The organism is Streptomyces sp. 4F14, from assembly GCF_048159485.1.
Taxonomy (GTDB): Bacteria; Actinomycetota; Actinomycetes; order Streptomycetales; family Streptomycetaceae; genus Streptomyces.
The window spans coordinates 100,336-116,271 of record NZ_JBLRVY010000027.1; the positions used below are offsets into that span (position 1 = coordinate 100,336).

General features: G+C 70.8%; 14 protein-coding genes. 5 read left to right on the top strand and 9 right to left on the bottom strand.

From position 1 onward, the window contains the following. Positions 1-98 precede the first annotated feature (98 nt). Positions 99-458, top strand: coding sequence for a hypothetical protein (locus tag ACLZOT_RS36685; protein ID WP_416973481.1), 360 nt, complete (start codon positions 99-101; stop codon positions 456-458). 46 nt (positions 459-504) lie between these two features. Here the strand turns inward: ACLZOT_RS36685 and ACLZOT_RS36690 are convergent, their stop codons facing one another. Both ACLZOT_RS36690 and ACLZOT_RS36695 read right to left on the bottom strand, forming a co-directional pair. Beyond that, entirely contained in the window at positions 505-1,473 is a 969-nt protein-coding gene (locus ACLZOT_RS36690; protein ID WP_416973482.1) for an isopenicillin N synthase family dioxygenase, read from the bottom strand. Then, positions 1,466-1,909: a nucleoside deaminase gene (locus ACLZOT_RS36695; protein WP_416973483.1), complete on the bottom strand. Its 444-nt coding sequence runs from the start codon at positions 1,907-1,909 to the stop codon at positions 1,466-1,468. The genes ACLZOT_RS36690 and ACLZOT_RS36695 overlap by 8 nt, the downstream gene beginning before the upstream one ends. Positions 1,910-2,062: 153 nt before the next feature. Here ACLZOT_RS36695 and ACLZOT_RS36700 point away from each other — a divergent pair, with 153 nt between their 5' ends. The 4 genes from ACLZOT_RS36700 to ACLZOT_RS36715 all read left to right on the top strand — a co-directional run bounded on the left by ACLZOT_RS36700 (position 2,063) and on the right by ACLZOT_RS36715 (position 8,505). Continuing rightward, complete coding sequence (locus ACLZOT_RS36700) at positions 2,063-2,503, top strand: Fur family transcriptional regulator (RefSeq protein WP_416973484.1); 441 nt, start codon at positions 2,063-2,065, stop codon at positions 2,501-2,503. Positions 2,504-2,539: 36 nt separating this feature from the next. After that, complete coding sequence (gene katG, locus ACLZOT_RS36705) at positions 2,540-4,732, top strand: catalase/peroxidase HPI (RefSeq protein WP_416973485.1); 2,193 nt, start codon at positions 2,540-2,542, stop codon at positions 4,730-4,732. A gap of 180 nt (positions 4,733-4,912) precedes the next feature. Further along, positions 4,913-6,973 (top strand): hypothetical protein, encoded by a 2,061-nt coding sequence (locus ACLZOT_RS36710; RefSeq protein WP_416973486.1) that lies wholly within the window; start codon positions 4,913-4,915, stop codon positions 6,971-6,973. Further along, complete coding sequence (locus ACLZOT_RS36715) at positions 6,973-8,505, top strand: ABC transporter substrate-binding protein (protein ID WP_416973487.1); 1,533 nt, start codon at positions 6,973-6,975, stop codon at positions 8,503-8,505. Before ACLZOT_RS36710 ends, ACLZOT_RS36715 begins: the two co-directional genes overlap by 1 nt. 7 nt (positions 8,506-8,512) lie before the next feature. Here the strand turns inward: ACLZOT_RS36715 and ACLZOT_RS36720 are convergent, their stop codons facing one another. From ACLZOT_RS36720 to ACLZOT_RS36750, 7 genes are all read right to left on the bottom strand, one after another. Continuing rightward, positions 8,513-9,451, bottom strand: a complete 939-nt coding sequence (locus ACLZOT_RS36720; RefSeq protein WP_416973488.1) for a CU044_5270 family protein — start codon at positions 9,449-9,451, stop codon at positions 8,513-8,515. After that, positions 9,448-10,053 (bottom strand): RNA polymerase sigma factor, encoded by a 606-nt coding sequence (locus ACLZOT_RS36725; RefSeq protein WP_416973489.1) that lies wholly within the window; start codon positions 10,051-10,053, stop codon positions 9,448-9,450. Before ACLZOT_RS36725 ends, ACLZOT_RS36720 begins: the two co-directional genes overlap by 4 nt. A gap of 79 nt (positions 10,054-10,132) precedes the next feature. Then, positions 10,133-11,218 (bottom strand): c-type cytochrome biogenesis protein CcsB, encoded by a 1,086-nt coding sequence (gene ccsB, locus ACLZOT_RS36730; RefSeq protein ID WP_416973490.1) that lies wholly within the window; start codon positions 11,216-11,218, stop codon positions 10,133-10,135. Then, positions 11,215-13,056 (bottom strand): cytochrome c biogenesis protein ResB, encoded by a 1,842-nt coding sequence (gene resB, locus ACLZOT_RS36735; protein ID WP_416973491.1) that lies wholly within the window; start codon positions 13,054-13,056, stop codon positions 11,215-11,217. The genes ccsB and resB overlap by 4 nt, the downstream gene beginning before the upstream one ends. Positions 13,057-13,059: 3 nt before the next feature. Beyond that, on the bottom strand, positions 13,060-13,797 hold the full coding sequence (locus ACLZOT_RS36740) for a cytochrome c biogenesis CcdA family protein (protein ID WP_416973546.1): 738 nt from the start codon (positions 13,795-13,797) through the stop codon (positions 13,060-13,062). A 65-nt stretch (positions 13,798-13,862) separates the two neighbouring features. Further along, positions 13,863-14,507, bottom strand: coding sequence for a TlpA family protein disulfide reductase (locus ACLZOT_RS36745; protein ID WP_416973492.1), 645 nt, complete (start codon positions 14,505-14,507; stop codon positions 13,863-13,865). A 110-nt stretch (positions 14,508-14,617) separates the two neighbouring features. Next, the gene (locus ACLZOT_RS36750; protein WP_416973493.1) at positions 14,618-15,841 is read right to left on the bottom strand and encodes a DUF418 domain-containing protein; all 1,224 of its coding nucleotides are present in this window, start codon (positions 15,839-15,841) and stop codon (positions 14,618-14,620) included. Positions 15,842-15,936 lie beyond the last annotated feature (95 nt).

The following is a 15,936-nucleotide window of genomic DNA, read 5'->3' on the forward strand; positions in this document are numbered from 1 at the left end:
CCTTCGTTCGAGGGCAATTCCCGTAACTCCCGTGGCACGTACGGATCGTGGGCGTACGGTCCGAGGCGACGGGCAGGGCGAGCGGGAGGGCGGCGGCCATGGGGCTGGATCTGAGCAGCGCATGGGACGACGAGGAGTGGAGCGACGAGGAGGAGGCGGACTCCGTGCAGCTGATGCGGATCCTGCCCGACATCTCCCGCACCACCCTCGAACTCCTGCGCCACACGGTCGGGTTGTTCCCCGAGGAGCGGGTGGCGGCCCGCGCCTCGCGCGTCGCCGACCTGGTCCTCAAGGAGTACGGCTCCGACGGTCTGCGCCTGCTGTCGATCAACCTCGCCACCCTGGCGACGGTCCACATCGAGCACAACGCGGTCCTCACCCGCCGCCCTCTCCAGTCCCTCCTGGACGACCTGGACGAGACCCGGCGGGAAATGCGCGCGGAGGGCCCCGGCGACTGAGCGGGGCGCGTCCGCGAGACAGCCGCCGACTCCCGCGCGCCCCGCGTCACTTCACCGTGATGGAGTCCAGCTTCGCCCTCAAGTACACGTGGGAGTCGACGGGTTCGTACGCCACTCGCCCCACCGGTGCCGGCACCGACTCGACGCGGGTGCCCGGGGTGCACTCGCCGAAGTAGACGAGGGACATCAGCTCCTCGGCGGGGAGGTCGGAGGGGGGCGGGAGGACGCGGTGGCGGCCGGAGCGCCAGCGGTCGCCGGTCCAGCGGGCGAGGAGGTCGCCGATGTTGACGGTGAGCGCGGCGGGGTCGTACGGGGCGTCGGTCCAGCCGTCGGTGTCGGTCCAGATCTGGAGGCCGCCCTTGCCGGCCTGGCGGTCGAGGACGGTGACGGTGCCGAAGTCGGTGTGCGGGCCGATGCGGAACTGGCCGGGGCTCGGGGGGCCGACGACGTCGGTGCCGGGGTACCAGTTGATGTTGAAGCCGTAGGTGGGGTGGGCCATGTGGCGGCTGAAGAAGTCGGGTTCGAGGCCGAGCGCCTCGCCCAGCAAGGACAGCAGTTCCTCTTCGAGGGCCGCCATCCGGCCGAGGTACTCCTCGCACAACTCCCTCAGTTCCGGGACCTCTTGGGGCCAGACGTTGGGCGCGCACCACTCGGCGTCGACGGCCGCGTCGGCGTAGGGCACGTCGTTGGCGAAGGTCAGCGACTCCTTGAGGTCGGGCGGGGTCTCGGTGCCCTCGGCGTACCCGTTGGCCTCGGCGCCCTGCGCGAGCCAGCCGCGCCCGCCGACCCGGGCGGCGTACGGCTCCTTCACGGCCGTCGGCAGCAGGAAGAACTCCCGGGCCGCCGCCCGCACCCGGGCCCGCAGCCCGGCGTCCACCCCGTGTCCGGTGACGAGGAGGAAGCCGGCGGTCTGGAGCGCCCGGTCGACCGTACGGGCGATGTCCGCGCGGGTCTCGTCGTCGCCCTCCCTCCAGGGGTGGAGGTCGATGGTGGGGACCAGAGGGGTACTACGCACCGATGTCCTCGTTCCACAGGGCCGGGTTCCCGGCGATGAAGTCGGTCATGAGGGTGACGCACTCCGGGTCGTCGAGCAGCACGATCTCCACCCCGTGCTCGGCGAGCCACGGGTGGCCGCCGGAGAAGGTCGCCGCCTCCCCGATGACGACCCGCGAGATCCCGAACTGTCTCACCAGTCCGGAGCAGTACCAGCAGGGCGAGAGGGTGGTGACCATGGTCGTCCCCGTGTACGACCGCTGCCGTCCGGCGGCGCGGAAGGCGGCGGTCTCCGCGTGCAGGGAGGGGTCGTCGTCCTGGACGCGCCGGTTGCGGCCCCGTCCGAGGAGGGTGCCGTCCGGGCCGTAGAGGGCGGCGCCGATCGGGATGCCGCCCTCCCGCAGGCCCGCCCGGGCCTCCTCCAGCGCGGTGGCGAGCCATGCGCGTACCTGGTCCATGGGTCCACTCTCCGGTGGCCGGGATCCGGGAGCAACACCCGAAAGGGGTAAACCCCAGGTAACCCCTACCGCAACACGCCTCCCACCCTCTTACCAAACTTGTATCGCTCCTTTTCTTGAATCGTTCGCCTTTAGGGGGGTAGGTTGGGGCCCATGACCGGATCCGCACCCCCCACCCCCGCCGAGGAGCTGCGCGGCGTCGGCCTGCGGGTGACGGCCGCCCGGGTCGCGCTGCTGGACACCGTCCGCGCTGGCGACCACCTGGGCGTCGAGGCCATCGCCACCGGGGTGCGCGAACGCGTGGGTCATGTCTCCGTCCAGGCCGTGTACGAGGCGCTGCACGCGCTCACCGCGGCCGGACTCATCCGGCGGATCGAGCCGGCGGGCAGCCCCGCCCGGTTCGAGGGCCGCGTCGGCGACAACCACCACCACCTCATATGCAGGACGTGCGGGACCGTCGTCGACGTGGACTGCGCGGTGGGACATACCCCCTGTCTGACCGCTTCCGACGACCACGGCTTCACGATCGACGAGGCCGAGGTCGTCTACTGGGGCCTGTGCCCCGCCTGTTCCACCTCCTCCAGCGCTGCCTGAGCGCGGACCGTCGCTCAGACTCGAAAGGATTCCCCCATGTCCGAGAACGCCGAAGAAGCAAAGTGCCCCGTGGCGCACGGCGGCCGTGCCGCGCACCCCACGCAGGGCGGCGGGAACCGTCAGTGGTGGCCGGACCGGCTCAACCTGAAGATCCTCGCCAAGAACCCGGCCGTCGCGAACCCGCTCGGTGAGGAGTTCGACTACGCCGCGGCGTTCGAGGCGCTGGACCTGCCCGCCGTGAAGCGGGACATCGAGGCGATCCTCACCGACTCGCAGGACTGGTGGCCGGCGGACTTCGGCCACTACGGCCCGTTCATGATCCGGATGGCCTGGCACTCGGCGGGCACCTACCGCATCAGCGACGGCCGCGGCGGCGCGGGCGCCGGCCAGCAGCGCTTCGCGCCCCTCAACTCCTGGCCGGACAACGGCAACCTGGACAAGGCCCGCCGTCTGCTGTGGCCGGTGAAGAAGAAGTACGGCCAGAGCCTGTCGTGGGCCGACCTGATGATCCTCGCCGGCAACGTCGCCCTGGAGTCCATGGGCTTCACGACGTTCGGCTTCTCCGGTGGCCGCGTGGACGTCTGGGAGTCCGAGGAGGACGTCTACTGGGGTCCCGAGACCACCTGGCTCGACGACCAGCGCTACACCGGCGACCGCCAGCTCGAAGAGCCCCTGGGCGCCGTACAGATGGGTCTCATCTACGTCAACCCCGAGGGCCCCAACGGCAATCCGGACCCGATCGCGGCGGCCCGCGACATCCGGGAGACGTTCCGCCGCATGGCGATGAACGACGAGGAGACCGTCGCCCTCATCGCCGGTGGCCACACCTTCGGCAAGACCCACGGCGCGGCCCCCGACAGCCACGTCGGCGCCGACCCCGAGGGCGCGTCGATGGAGGAGCAGGGCCTCGGCTGGCGCAACAGCTTCGGCACCGGCAAGGGCGCGGACACCATCACGTCCGGCCTGGAGGTCACCTGGACCTCCACGCCGACCAAATGGTCGAACAACTTCTTCTGGAACCTCTTCAGCTTCGAGTGGGAGCTGACCGAGTCCCCGGCCGGCGCCAAGCAGTGGAAGCCGAAGGGCGGCGCGGGCGAGGGCACGGTCCCCTCGGCGCACGACCCGAGCAAGAAGATCGCGCCGAACATGCTCACCACCGACCTGGCGCTGCGCTTCGACCCGGTCTACGAGCAGATCTCGCGCCGCTTCCTGGAGAACCCGGACCAGTTCGCGGACGCGTTCGCCCGCGCCTGGTACAAGCTGACGCACCGTGACATGGGCCCGAAGTCCCTGCACCTGGGCTCCGAGGTCCCCGCCGAGACGCTGATCTGGCAGGACCCGCTGCCCGAGGCCGAGGGCGAGGCCATCGACGCGGCCGACGTCACCGCGCTCAAGGCGAAGATCCTCGCCTCGGACCTGACGGTCACTCAACTCGCCTCCGTGGCCTGGGCGTCGGCGTCCACGTTCCGCGGCAGCGACAAGCGCGGCGGTACCAACGGCGCCCGTATCCGCCTGGAGCCGCAGCGCAGCTGGGAGGCGAACGAGCCCGAGCAGCTCGCCCAGGTCCTGCGCGTCCTGGAGGGCGTGAAGGCCGACTTCGACGCCCAGGGCGCGAAGAAGGTCTCGATCGCCGACCTCATCGTCCTCGGTGGCGTGGCCGCGGTCGAGAAGGCCGCCAAGGACGGCGGGTACGACGTCGAGGTGCCGTTCACCCCGGGCCGGGTCGACGCGGGTGACGAGCACACGGACGCCGAGTCGTTCGCGGCCCTTGAGCCGGGCGTCGACGGTTTCCGCAACTACTACGGCAAGGGCAACCGCCTCCCCGCCGAGTACCTGCTCCTGGACCGCGCGAACCTGCTCACCCTGAGCGCCCCCGAACTGACCGTCCTGGTCGGCGGGTTGCGCGCGCTGGGCGTCTCGCACGGCGAGACCAAGGCCGGCGTCCTCACGGACCGGCCGGGCGTCCTGTCGAACGACTTCTACGTCAACCTGCTCGACCTGGGCACGGAGTGGAAGGGCACCGACGCCTCCCAGACCGCGTTCGAGGGCCGCGTCGACGGCGAGGTCAAGTGGACCGGCACCCGCGCCGACCTGGTCTTCGGCTCCAACTCGGAGCTGCGCGCGCTGGCCGAGGTGTACGCGGGCGACGACGCGAAGGAGAAGTTCGTCAAGGACTTCGTCGCCGCGTGGGTGAAGGTCGCCGAGCTGGACCGCTTCGACCTCGCGTGAGCGTCTAGCCTCTAGGCTCAACTGAGCCCCGGGTCCGTCCGATTGGGCGGGCCCGGGGCCTTTTGGTGTGCAAGGGGCTTGTGGGACGAGCCGTTTCACGGTTGTTGTACGCCGGCGTCTGTTCCGTACCTCTCTCCCGTCCTTACCCTTGCGTCCAGGACCACCGCTCTGGGGGGAGGCGTGGTGCACGGACAACTGCATGGACGGGGCGCCCTGTTCGATGTGGAGCCGCCCGGGCTGCTGCCCCGGCTGATCGGACTGCGGCCGGACGAACACCTCGCCGTCAAGTCCGAACACCCCGGCGTCCAGCCCGTGCTGGTGCTGACCGGCGGCCGCGGCCGGGGCAAGACGGCCGTCCTGGACGAGGTCGAGGCGTCGTACACCGAACGCACCCGCAAAGGCGAACCGCGGCGGCGCACCCCGCTCGCCCGCATCGACTGCGAGGACGCCCAGTTCGCCGCGCCCCCGCACGAGGAGAGCGCCGAGTCCTGGTCCCCCCTCTGGCAGGCCCTCCTGGTCATCGCCGAGCAGCTCACCGAACCGGTGCGCGCGGCAGGCCAGTTGACGTTCCCGAGGCTCACCGCGGGGCTGGTCGCGGTGCGGGCCGGCGAGTGGAGCGGCGGCTCCGACTCCGAGCGCATCCGCCGCGAACTGACCCGCATCCTGCTCCTCAACGAACACCGCTCCCGCTTCTCGCTGGCCGGGCGGTGGGCCGCGCGCGTCGCCGCGAAGGTGATCGCCGCCGCCACCGGACAGGGCCCCTACCTCGCCGCCGCCGTCGAAGCGACGCTGGAGGCGCTGTCGGAGGGGGTGACCTCCCGCAAGGACCAGCGCCCGGCGGCCTGGTACCGGGCGTACCCGAACGCGGGCGGCAACGCCCGGCGCGGCCTGCTCCTCCTGTCCGGGAACTTCCGGGCGCGCGGCACCTCGCGGGAACACGCCGAACGGTGGCTGGTGCGGGCCCTGTTGGCGGATCTCACCGAGGGATACAGCGGCATCGGCTCGCATCTGACGCGGATCGGGCGGCCGGTGGTGCTGCTCGACAACGCGGGCGGCGTGCCGGGGCCCGGAGTGCTGGACGCGGTGCTGCGGGACCGCGCGGAGGGCATCGCCGATCCGGCGGTGTTCGTCGCGACCGTGCGCGGCAAAGGGGTCCCGTCGGGGGCGGTACGGCGTGAACTGGCCGAAATGGCAAGGGTGTCGGGGTCGGCGGGGCTGCCGTCGGCGTCCGTGGGGGCGCTCGCCGTCCCCCTCCCCCCGCTCTCCCCCGACGACACCCTCCACATCACCGGCGCGATCTGCGACGACTTCGCCTACCCGCCCCAACTCCCCCACGCCGTCCACCGCCTGACCGGCGGCAACCCCCTCGGCATCGTCCTCACGGCCACCGCTGCCCGGCAACACCCGGACCACGCCGACTCGTTGACCCACCTCCTCACCGAGCCCGTCCACCTGGACGACGAGGACCCCCTCCCCGCGTACGGCGAACTCCTGCGCCGCCTCGTCCCCGCCGACCGCCTCGACGAGCTGACGGTCCTCGCCGCCGCCCACGACCACGACTCGGCGGTGGCGCTGGGCGCCGCCCAACTCCCGGACGACTTCGGCTCGTCCGGCGTCCGGACCCTGCGCGCACGGCTTCTCGCGGAGGGCGTCGCGCAGGAGCCGGGCCACTTCGTCGGCGACCGCTTCGTGCGCACCCTGCTGCTGCTCCGGCTGCATCAGCTCACCAAGTGGCGTGACGTGCACGAGGTGTTGATCCGGCACTACGCCACCGGCCCCGCCGTCTACCGGCTCCACCACGAGCTCGCCCTCGGCGACACGGCCGACGCGGTCGCCGAACTCCGGGACAGTTTCCCCGTGTTGCCGGTCCGAACCTGGCTGGACACCCTGCGGTTCGTGGCCTCGGCGCCCTGCTTCGGCCCCGAGGACCGGCGCGCGGCGATCGCGCTGGGCCACCGGGACACGGCCGGTCAACTCCCGTCGGAGAACGCCGCGTTGCACCTGCGGGTGCGGCGGCTGCTGCACGCCGTGTGGCAGGTGAGCGACCCGCTCGCGCTGCCCGACCCGCGCGTCTGCGACCGGCTCAGGTTCGAGCTGGAACAGCTCTCCGACCTGCGCCCCGCCGGGGGCGCGCTGCTCTTCGCGACCTCCCGGGCCTGGCACCGGGACGCGCTGGCCGGGCGGCCGTTGAGCCTCCCGGACGAGGACGACGACGAGGCCGAAGGCGAGGGGGACGTCTGATGCTGCGGTGGCTGCGCGAGGTCTGGGAGATCCGGCTCTACCGGTACGTCGCGATCGTCGTCTCGGCCGCGCTCGTGACCGGGATCGTCATCGGCACCCGGATGCTGCTCGCCGAGGACCGCTCCTGCGCGCCGGGTATCTCCCGGCCCGAGGGCAGCGCGGAGTGCGTCGGGGTGACGGCGTCCTCCTATGACTTCGGGAAACCCGAACTCCGGGACGCCGTACGGGCTATCGCGGCCGAGAACGCGAGCCTCAAGGAGGGCTCGTACGTCACCGTCGCGCTGATGCTGCCGTACACCGCGACCGCGCCCTCCACCCTGCGGGACGTCCAACACGAGTTGCAGGGCGCCTACTTGGCGCAGTGGCAGGCCAACCACGCGGCCAACGGGCAGACTCCGGCGATCCGGCTGGTCCTCGCCAACCCCGGGGCCACCAGCGCGCACTGGGAGTCCATGGTGGACCGGCTCGACGCGATGACCAGGTCCGCGGACCGGCTGCGGGCCGTCGCCGGCGTCGGCACGAGCACCGAGGCCAACAAGGCCGCCGTCGCCGAGCTGACCCGGCGCGGCATCCCCGTCGTCGGCGCGTCCATCACCGCCGACGACCTCGCCAACGGGCAGGACGGGCGCGACCCGTTCCCCGGGCTCGCGCGGGTGTCGCCGACCAACACGGACGAGGCCCGCGCGCTCGCCTCGTTCGCGAAGGTCGGCGCGGGCAAGGCGATCCTCGTCTACGACAAGCCCGGCGACCCCTACACCCGCACCCTCCAGAACTCGTTCGCCGCGCTCATCAAGGGCTCCCCCTACGAGCCCCAGCCGTTCACGCCGCCCGCCGACCGCAGCCAGGAGGGCACCACCGCGAACACCTTCCGGCAGATCACCCACCTCGTCTGCGACACGACGCCCGGCACGGACACGATCCTGTTCGCCGGGCGGCACATCCAACTCCGGCAGTTCATCAACGCGTTGGGGGGACGGGGGTGCCAGGACCGCAGGTTCACGGTCCTCACCGGCGACGAGGGCTCCTACCTGGAGGGCGACAAGGGCCTCGACCGCACGGCCCTCACCCGCAACCTCTCCGTCCGCTACTCGGCGCTCGCCCACCCCGACGCCTGGACCTCGGCTCCCCCGGGGATGCCGGGTGGTTCGGCCGCCGACATGCAGACCCTCACCGGCCTCATCGCCCGCGCGTCCCGCGCCCCCGTCGGCCCGATCGGCGAAGTCGCCCTCGACGACGGGCAGTTGATCATCGGGTACGACGCGATGACCCTCGCGGTGAAGGGCATCCGCGAGGCCACGCCGGAGGGCGGGACGGTCCCGCCCCTCGCCGATGTAGGGCTCCAATGGCCGCAGGTGAAGGGCTCGTTGCGGGTGAGCGGCGCCAGCGGGTGGATCTGCCTGGACGCGCACGGGAACCCGTACGACAAGGCCGTACCGATCGTGGAGCTCACCGCGACGGGCGGCAACCGGTTCGTGCGGATCGCCTGGCCGGAGGGGAAGCCTCCGGCCAGGGAATGCCTGCCGCCGTCGTAGGGGGGTGCTACGGGCGTTGGCCGGCCTTGTCGACGATCGCGCGTTGCAGGATCGCGCTGGTGCCTTCCACGGACCCGGCCTTGAGGACGCCGTGGCAGCCGATGTCGGAGTCGGTCTTGATGTCCTTGAGGAGGACGATGCGTCGGCCGAGCAGCTTCCAGGTCTTCGGGTCGAAGATCAGTTCCTGTCGGCCGGTGTCGCCCCCGTCGGGGAAACCGACAGCGGTGCCGTGGCGTCCGACGGCGTCGACCGCGTCCTTCACCAGGACGACGCCAGGGATCTTCGCGATGGCGCGGTAGAGCGCGGCGGAGGTCTTCGGGGGCATCACGGACTCGATGAGGAGCTGGGTGGCCAGGTCGAAGGCGAGGTCGTCATCCGAACGGCCCTCGCCCTCCTTGTGCTTGTAGAGCCAGGCCAGCATCTTGTCGGGGTCGGTGGGCAGCTTCTTCAGGTTGCCGTAGTTCTGGTCGGTCGGCTCCGGGTCGGGGTCGGCCTCGATGGGCAGGCGGCCCAACTCCGTGTCGATCAGGAGCCCTTCGGTCCCTCCGTCGACGGACTTCCACAACTCCCTGGTCTGGAGGGGGCCCGCGGTCACCCGCGTGCAGCCGCGCGAGGTGATCTCGTACGCGCTCTTGCTTCTGACGTACGTGAACTGGTCGCCATCGACCCGGAGTTCGCTGTGCTCGGCGGCGAGCGCGGCGTCCTCCAGGAGCTGGACGACAGCGGGCGACGCGTTCGCGACGGGCGGGACGAACGGCTCGTCCTGCGCCGGCAGCAGCGTGACGGTGACGGCGGCGACCGTGGCGACGGCTCCGGCCACCAGCACGGGCCGCAGCCACTTCCGGGACGGGGACGGCGCCGGCTCCTGGCGGATCTCGGTCATCAGATGCTCCTTGAGGAGGAGGTGACGGCCCGGCGGAAGGTCTTTCTCGGGAAGCTGTGTCATCGGTTTCCCTCCCTCAGGGGGCCGACCGCGGGTGCGCGGTCACCTTTCATCTGTCGTGCGGTGTGCGGGAGTTCCATATATTTCGCGAGTTTCTTCCGGGCCCGCGAGAGACGGGAGCGGACCGTCCCGACGGGTACGCCGAGCGCCTCGGCCGCCGTCGCGTAGTCGAGGCCGGACCAGACGCACAGCGCCAGCACCTCCCGCTCGGGCCGCCGCAGCCGCCGTAACGCCTCCTGGACGAGGGCGAGTTGTGCGGCGTCGTCGATGCGGCCCGCGATCTCGTCGGCGAAGTCCCGTACGGGTTCGCCGCGTGGCAGCCGGGACAGCGCGGCGGCGTGGCGGCGTACGGCCCTGCGGGTGTTGCGGGTCACGTTCGTCGCGATGCCCAGCAGCCACGGCCGCAGGGAACCCCCCTCCGCGTCGAGGGACTCCCGCAGCCGCCACGCCTCCAGGAAGGTGAGCGAGACGATGTCCTCGGCGCCGGCCCAGTCACCGGTCAGGCGGAAGGCGTGGTTGTAGACGGACCGCGCGCAGGCGTCGAAGAGGTCGCCGAACGCGTCGTGGTCCCCGGCGCGGATGCGTCTTCGCAGATTCGTGTCCACACTCTTCACCTGTCGTACGGCAAAGGCCGGTTCCCGTGACCTGGGTCACAGGAACCGGCCCGGTGCCGGACGGGTGGGGTCACACCCCCGCGTACGAGTGCTTGCCGCTCACGAAGATGTTGACGCCGTAGTAGTTGAACAGCCAGCAGCCGAAGGCGAGCAGCGCGAGGTAGGCGGCCTTGCGGCCCTTCCAGCCGGCGGTGGCGCGGGCGTGCAGGTAGCAGGCGTAGCCGACCCAGGTGATGAAGGACCAGGTCTCCTTGGGGTCCCAGCCCCAGTAGCGGCCCCACGCGTCGCCCGCCCAGATCGCGCCGGCGATGATCGTGAACGTCCACAGGGGGAAGACGGCCGCGTTCACGCGGTACGCGAACTTGTCGAGGGACGCGGACGCGGGGAGCCGGTCCAGCACCGAGTTCGCGAACTTGCCCGGCGTACCGCCGCTCGCGAGCTTGTTCTCGTAGCTGTCCTTGAAGAGGTACAGGATCGTGGCGACCGCGCCGACGTAGAAGACCGCGCCGCACAGGATCGCCGTCGAGACGTGGATGTACAGCCAGTACGAGTGCAGCGCGGGGACGAGCTGGTCGCTGGCCGTGTACAGGACGGTGACCGCGAGTCCCAGGTCCAGCAGGACCGTGGTGATGAGGAACAGGCCGAGCCAGCGGACGTTCTTGCGCAGCGCCAGCAGCGTGAGGTACACGCCGACCGCGACGGTCGAGAACGTGATGTTGAACTCGTACATGTTGCCCCACGGCGCCCGCTCCACCGACGCCGCGCGGGTGATGACCCCGCTCAGCTCGACGAGGAACGCGAGGACCGTGAGGGAGATCGCGATCCGGCCGTAGAGATCCCCCTGCTCGTCCCCGCCGTGCGCCCCGGGCCCGTCCGGCACGTCGCGCGCGCCGGAGGCGGAGCGGACGACGACCTCCGGCCGCTCCAGTACGGCGGTCCCGCCGGCCTTCTTGACCGTGACGGCCGGCGCCTTCTTCGCGGCGGCAGCGGCGGCCGGGGTCAGCGCGGCGGCCGTGCGGCCCACCTTGCTGCGGCTGCCGAAGAGCCACTCGGCGATGTACGCGAAGAACGCGAGGGTGTAGACGGCCATCGAGGAGTAGATCAGCGTGTTGCTGATGTTGGCGAGGTGTTCGTTGGTCGCGGCGGCGAGAGTCACTTCTCAGACCCTTCGGAAGGGGCAGCTTGGGGGGTAGGGGATACGTCGGGGGTAGTACCTGAGGGGGAGTCGGTGTCTGAGGCGGTGGGAGTAGTACCGGTAGCACTTGAGGTGGGGGTACCTGAGGCCGACGTACTTGAGGTTGAGGCGTCAGCCCCGGCCCCGGCGTCAGCCTCCGCCTCCGCCACCCCCGGCGCCCGCGCGTACACCCCGTCCGCCAGCGCCCCCAGCTCCTCCGGCACCTTCGCCGACTCGCTGCGCCCGAGCCCCGCCATCTCGACGAGCGTCACCCCGTCGGGCCCGGCGACGGCCCGCACCCACACCCGGCGCCGCTGGACGAACAGCGAGGCGGCGAGGCCGAAGATCGCGGCGATCGCCCCGGCCAGCGCCCAGCCGCCCCCCGGATCCTGGACGACCTGGAAGTTCGCCCACTCCTTGGTCCCCTCGTAGGTGAGGGTCCCGGCGCCGTTCGGCAGCGTCATGGTCTCGCCCGGCGTCAGGTTGTCCCGGAGCTGCGCGCCCTTCGCGTCCTTGAACTCCTTCAGGTGGGACTTGTCGAGCTGGTACACGCTCTGCGGGATCCCGGAGTCGACGCCGAGGTCACCGTGGTAGCCGACGACGTTCATGATCGGGTTGATCAGCGCGGGGAACGTCGACGCGACCTCGTTGCCCTTGCTGTACGTCGGCAGGAAGAAGAGCTGGAAGCCGAGCTGCTCCCGCTTGCCCTTCGCGTCCTGGTAGCCGTCCATGACCTTGACGACCCCGGACGAGGTGACGTTGTTGTCGAGCGGCAGCAGCGGGACCGCGTCGCGGTAGACGACCTTGCCCTTGCCGTCGCGGACGGTGATGAGGGGGGCGTACCCGTGGGCGGTGAGGTAGACCTTCGCGTCGCCGATCTCCAGCGGGTGGTTGACCTTGACGACGGTCTGCTTGTCCTTGCCGTAGGCGCCCTCGCTGTACGTGAGGGCTGCCTCGTAGGTACGGGGGGTACCACGGTTGGGGCCGGTCAGCTCGTACGTACCCGTGAACTTCTTGAGGTCGAAGCTGAACGGGACCAGGTCCTCGCCGGTGTCGAAGAGGTTCCCGGACTTGAAGTCGTCGTACTGAGGGAGCACGTTGGAGAAGCCGTCGCCCTCGACGATCAGCTTGTTGCCCTCCGACTTGAAGAGCTGCCCCCACGCGAACGCGACCAGCAGGACGATCAGCGCGATGTGGAAGGCGAGGTTGCCGACCTCCCGGAAGTACCCCTTCTCGGCGGCGACCGCGTCCCCGACGACGTGCGCGCGGAACCGCCGCTTCTTCAGCAGGGCGAGCGCGGTCTCCCGTACCTCTTCAGGGCTGGCCGTAGTACGCCACGAGGTGTACGCCGGAAGTCTCGTCAGCCTTTTGGGTGCCCCCGGCGGACGGGAGCGCAGCTGGCCCACGAACTGCCAGGTGCGCGGGACGATGCAGCCGATCAGGGAGACGAACAGCAGGATGTAGATCGCCGAGAACCACACCGAGCTGTAGACGTGGAAGAGGCCGACCTTGTCGTAGATCGGCGCGAGCGTGGTGTGGGCCTTGCGGAAGTCGGCGACCTTCGTCGCGTCGCTGCCGGTCTGCGGGATCAGCGAACCGGGGATCGCGGCGAGCGCCAGCAGCAGGAGCAGCAGCAGCGCGACCCGCATCGAGGTGAGCTGACGCCAGAACCAGCGGGCCCAGCCGATGACGCCGAGCGCGGGGACGTTGAGGGTCTCCTCGGGGGCGGTCGAGAGCTTGGTGCTCGCGTCTTCCCGAGCCTCGGCCGAAACGCCGTCCGGCGAAGCCTCGTCCGTCGGCGTCGGACTGGTCTTGCTCATGGATCAGATCCCTACAACGAAGCCGTTGGACCAGGACTGCATGTCCTGCACCATGCCGTCCCAGATACCGGTCAGCAGCAGCAGACCGGTCACGATCATCATCGTGCCGCCGATCCGCATCACCCAGACGTAGTGCCGCTTGACCCAGGAGAACGCCCCCAGCGCCTTGCGGAAGGCGACCGCCGCGAGCACGAACGGTACGCCCAGACCCAGACAGTAGGCGACGGTCAGGACCGCCCCGCGCCCGGCACTGGACTGCTGCGAGGACAGCGCGAGCACCGACGCGAGCGTCGGCCCGATGCACGGCGTCCACCCGATCCCGAACAGCGCCCCCAGCAGCGGCGCCCCGACCAGCCCGGTCACCGGCCGCCGGTGGATACGGAACTCCCGCGCCGTCATCCACGGCATGAGCCCCATGAAGAACACGCCCATGAGGACCATGAGCACGCCCAGCACCTTCGACAGGACGTCCCGGTTGGCCTGGAGCGTGTCCCCGAAGTACCCGAACAGCGCGCCGCTGGACACGAAGACGACCGTGAACCCGAGCACGAACAGCGAGGCCCCGGCGACCATCCGCCCCCGCCGCGCCTCGGCGAGATCCGTACCGCTGATCCCCGTGACGTACGACAGATAGCCGGGTACGAGGGGCAGCACGCACGGCGAGAAGAAGGAGACGAGGCCGCCGAGCAGGGCGATCGGCAGCGCGAGTATCAGGGCGCCGTTGAGGACGGTCCCGTTCATCTCGCCGACGGCGATCGTGTGCACGGCGAGGGGATGCGCGGCGAGGGAGTCCACGGCGAGGGGGTTCACGCCTTCTCCGCGAGCACCGGGTCGATCATCTCCCGCAGCCGCTCCTCGCTCAGCGGCGACAGCGACCGCGCGGCGATCCTGCCCTCACGGTCGATGACGAGCGTGGACGGGATCGTCTGGAGGTTCAGCGTCCCCTTCTTGAACCGCAGCAGCAGCTTGCCCGTCGGATCGGACAGACTCGGGTACGTCACCCCCATCTGCTTCTCGAAGGCGAGCGCGTTGTCGTTGTTCGTGTCCCGGGTGTTGATCCCGACGAACTGCACGCCCTTGCTCTTGAGGCTCTCCGACACCTTCTGGAACCCCGGCGCCTCGGCCCGGCAGGGCGAACACCAGGACCCCCACACGTTCAGTACGACGACCTTGCCCTTGTACGAGGCGACGTCGAGCTGCGGCCCCGCGACGCTCTTCCCCGACAGCTCAGGAGCGGCATCCCGCTCCCCCGCCTTCACCCGGGCGATCCCGTCGGTCCCCATCACGAAGTGCGTGTCCCCGCCCCCGCCGGACGTCCCCCCCGACGAACAAGCGGACAGCACCAGCACCCCCACGGCACCGCCCACCGTCATCAGGACGGCCCGACGCGAAGGGGACCTCTTCTCGAAGGCGCTGTTCGAACGCCGGAACACACGGCTGGCGGCACTCATGTGAAAAGTTTCGCATGCCCGTTCTGAGGATCTTGCACACCCCCCTCCCACCCGAAAACCCGCATTTCAGACGGGGTTTTCGGGGGGGGGGGGGCGGAGCTGCCCGGATCTCACCGGATGTACTTAGCCGGCTTGGTGGTCAGGTTGAGCAGGTACTCCAGAGGGCCTCGCCGGAAGAAGCGGGACCAGACCGCGGCGAACACGATCGCCCCCAGGACGTACAGGAGCAGCGGCGTCCAGGACTGCTGGGCGCCGGTCCCGGCGGGCGTGGACAGCACCGACTGTGCGACGAAGTGGCCGACGTAGGCGGTCAGGGACATGGTGCCCACGGCGATGACCGGTCCGGCCAGGCGGCGCAGTCGCGGCAGGCGGTCCATCGCCGCGGTCGCGCCCACGATCACCAGGATCGCGACTCCGACGCTGCCGACGATGTCGAACGTGGTGCCGCTGTGCGGCCCGGCGAGCAGGAGCGACGACGCCGACAGCTCGGGGAACGATCCGCCGCCGGACGACGACCCGCCTTCCGCGAGGCTGTTCAACGCGCCCTTGCCTGCCAGCAGCAGGGACATGCCGTAGGCGGCCACGGTGAGCGCGGCGCCGAACCCGGCCAGGCGCCGCCGGACGGTGCCGCAGGACAGGTCGAGGCGGGCCAGCGCCATACCGGCGATCACGAACGACATCCAGGTGATCGTCGGGTAGAAGCCGGTGAGCAGCAGATCGAGCACTCCGACGCCGCTGAGGCGGTGGAGCGGGTCGTAGGCGTTGACGCTCTGCTGGACCGACGCGCTCAACAGCGAGTTCAGGGCGAACAGCAGTTGCGGTGCGACGAGGGCGGACCCGGCCGCGATCATCGCGAGGGTCCGGGCCGACAGGCGCACCAGGGGCAGGGCCAGGAGGAAGTAGACGCCGTAGAAGCCGAGGATGATCACACCCCCGTACTCCATCGCCATCACGGTGCCCAGCGCCAGCAGGATCACGGCGCGGATCGCGATGCGGGCCTTCGCCTGCCGGCCGGCCAGGCCGGTCCTGGGCCGGCGACGGCCGGCGAGCAGCATCAGCGAGAACCCGGCCAGGGTGGCGAACAGGACCGATGAATGGCCGTCCGCCAGGTACCGGACCCAACTGGCGACGCCGTCCGTGGCCGACAGCGGGGGGCCGATGTGCACGACGTACATGCCGAACACCGCCAGCGCGCGGGCCAGGTCCACCCCGACGAGGCGTCCCGCCGAGGGACCGGGCGAGGCCGGCGCGGCGGGCTCGGGGGAGGTGCGGGGCGCGGGAGGCGAGTGCTCCCGCGGGGCTGACGTCTCCGGCAACGGCTGCGACTTTGTCATACGAGGAACCTGGCGTGTACGTCGGCCGCGGACCATCCGGCAGGCTTCGGTAACACCCCCGCCGACCGGCGGGTACCGCCCTGGCCGGCCTCCGG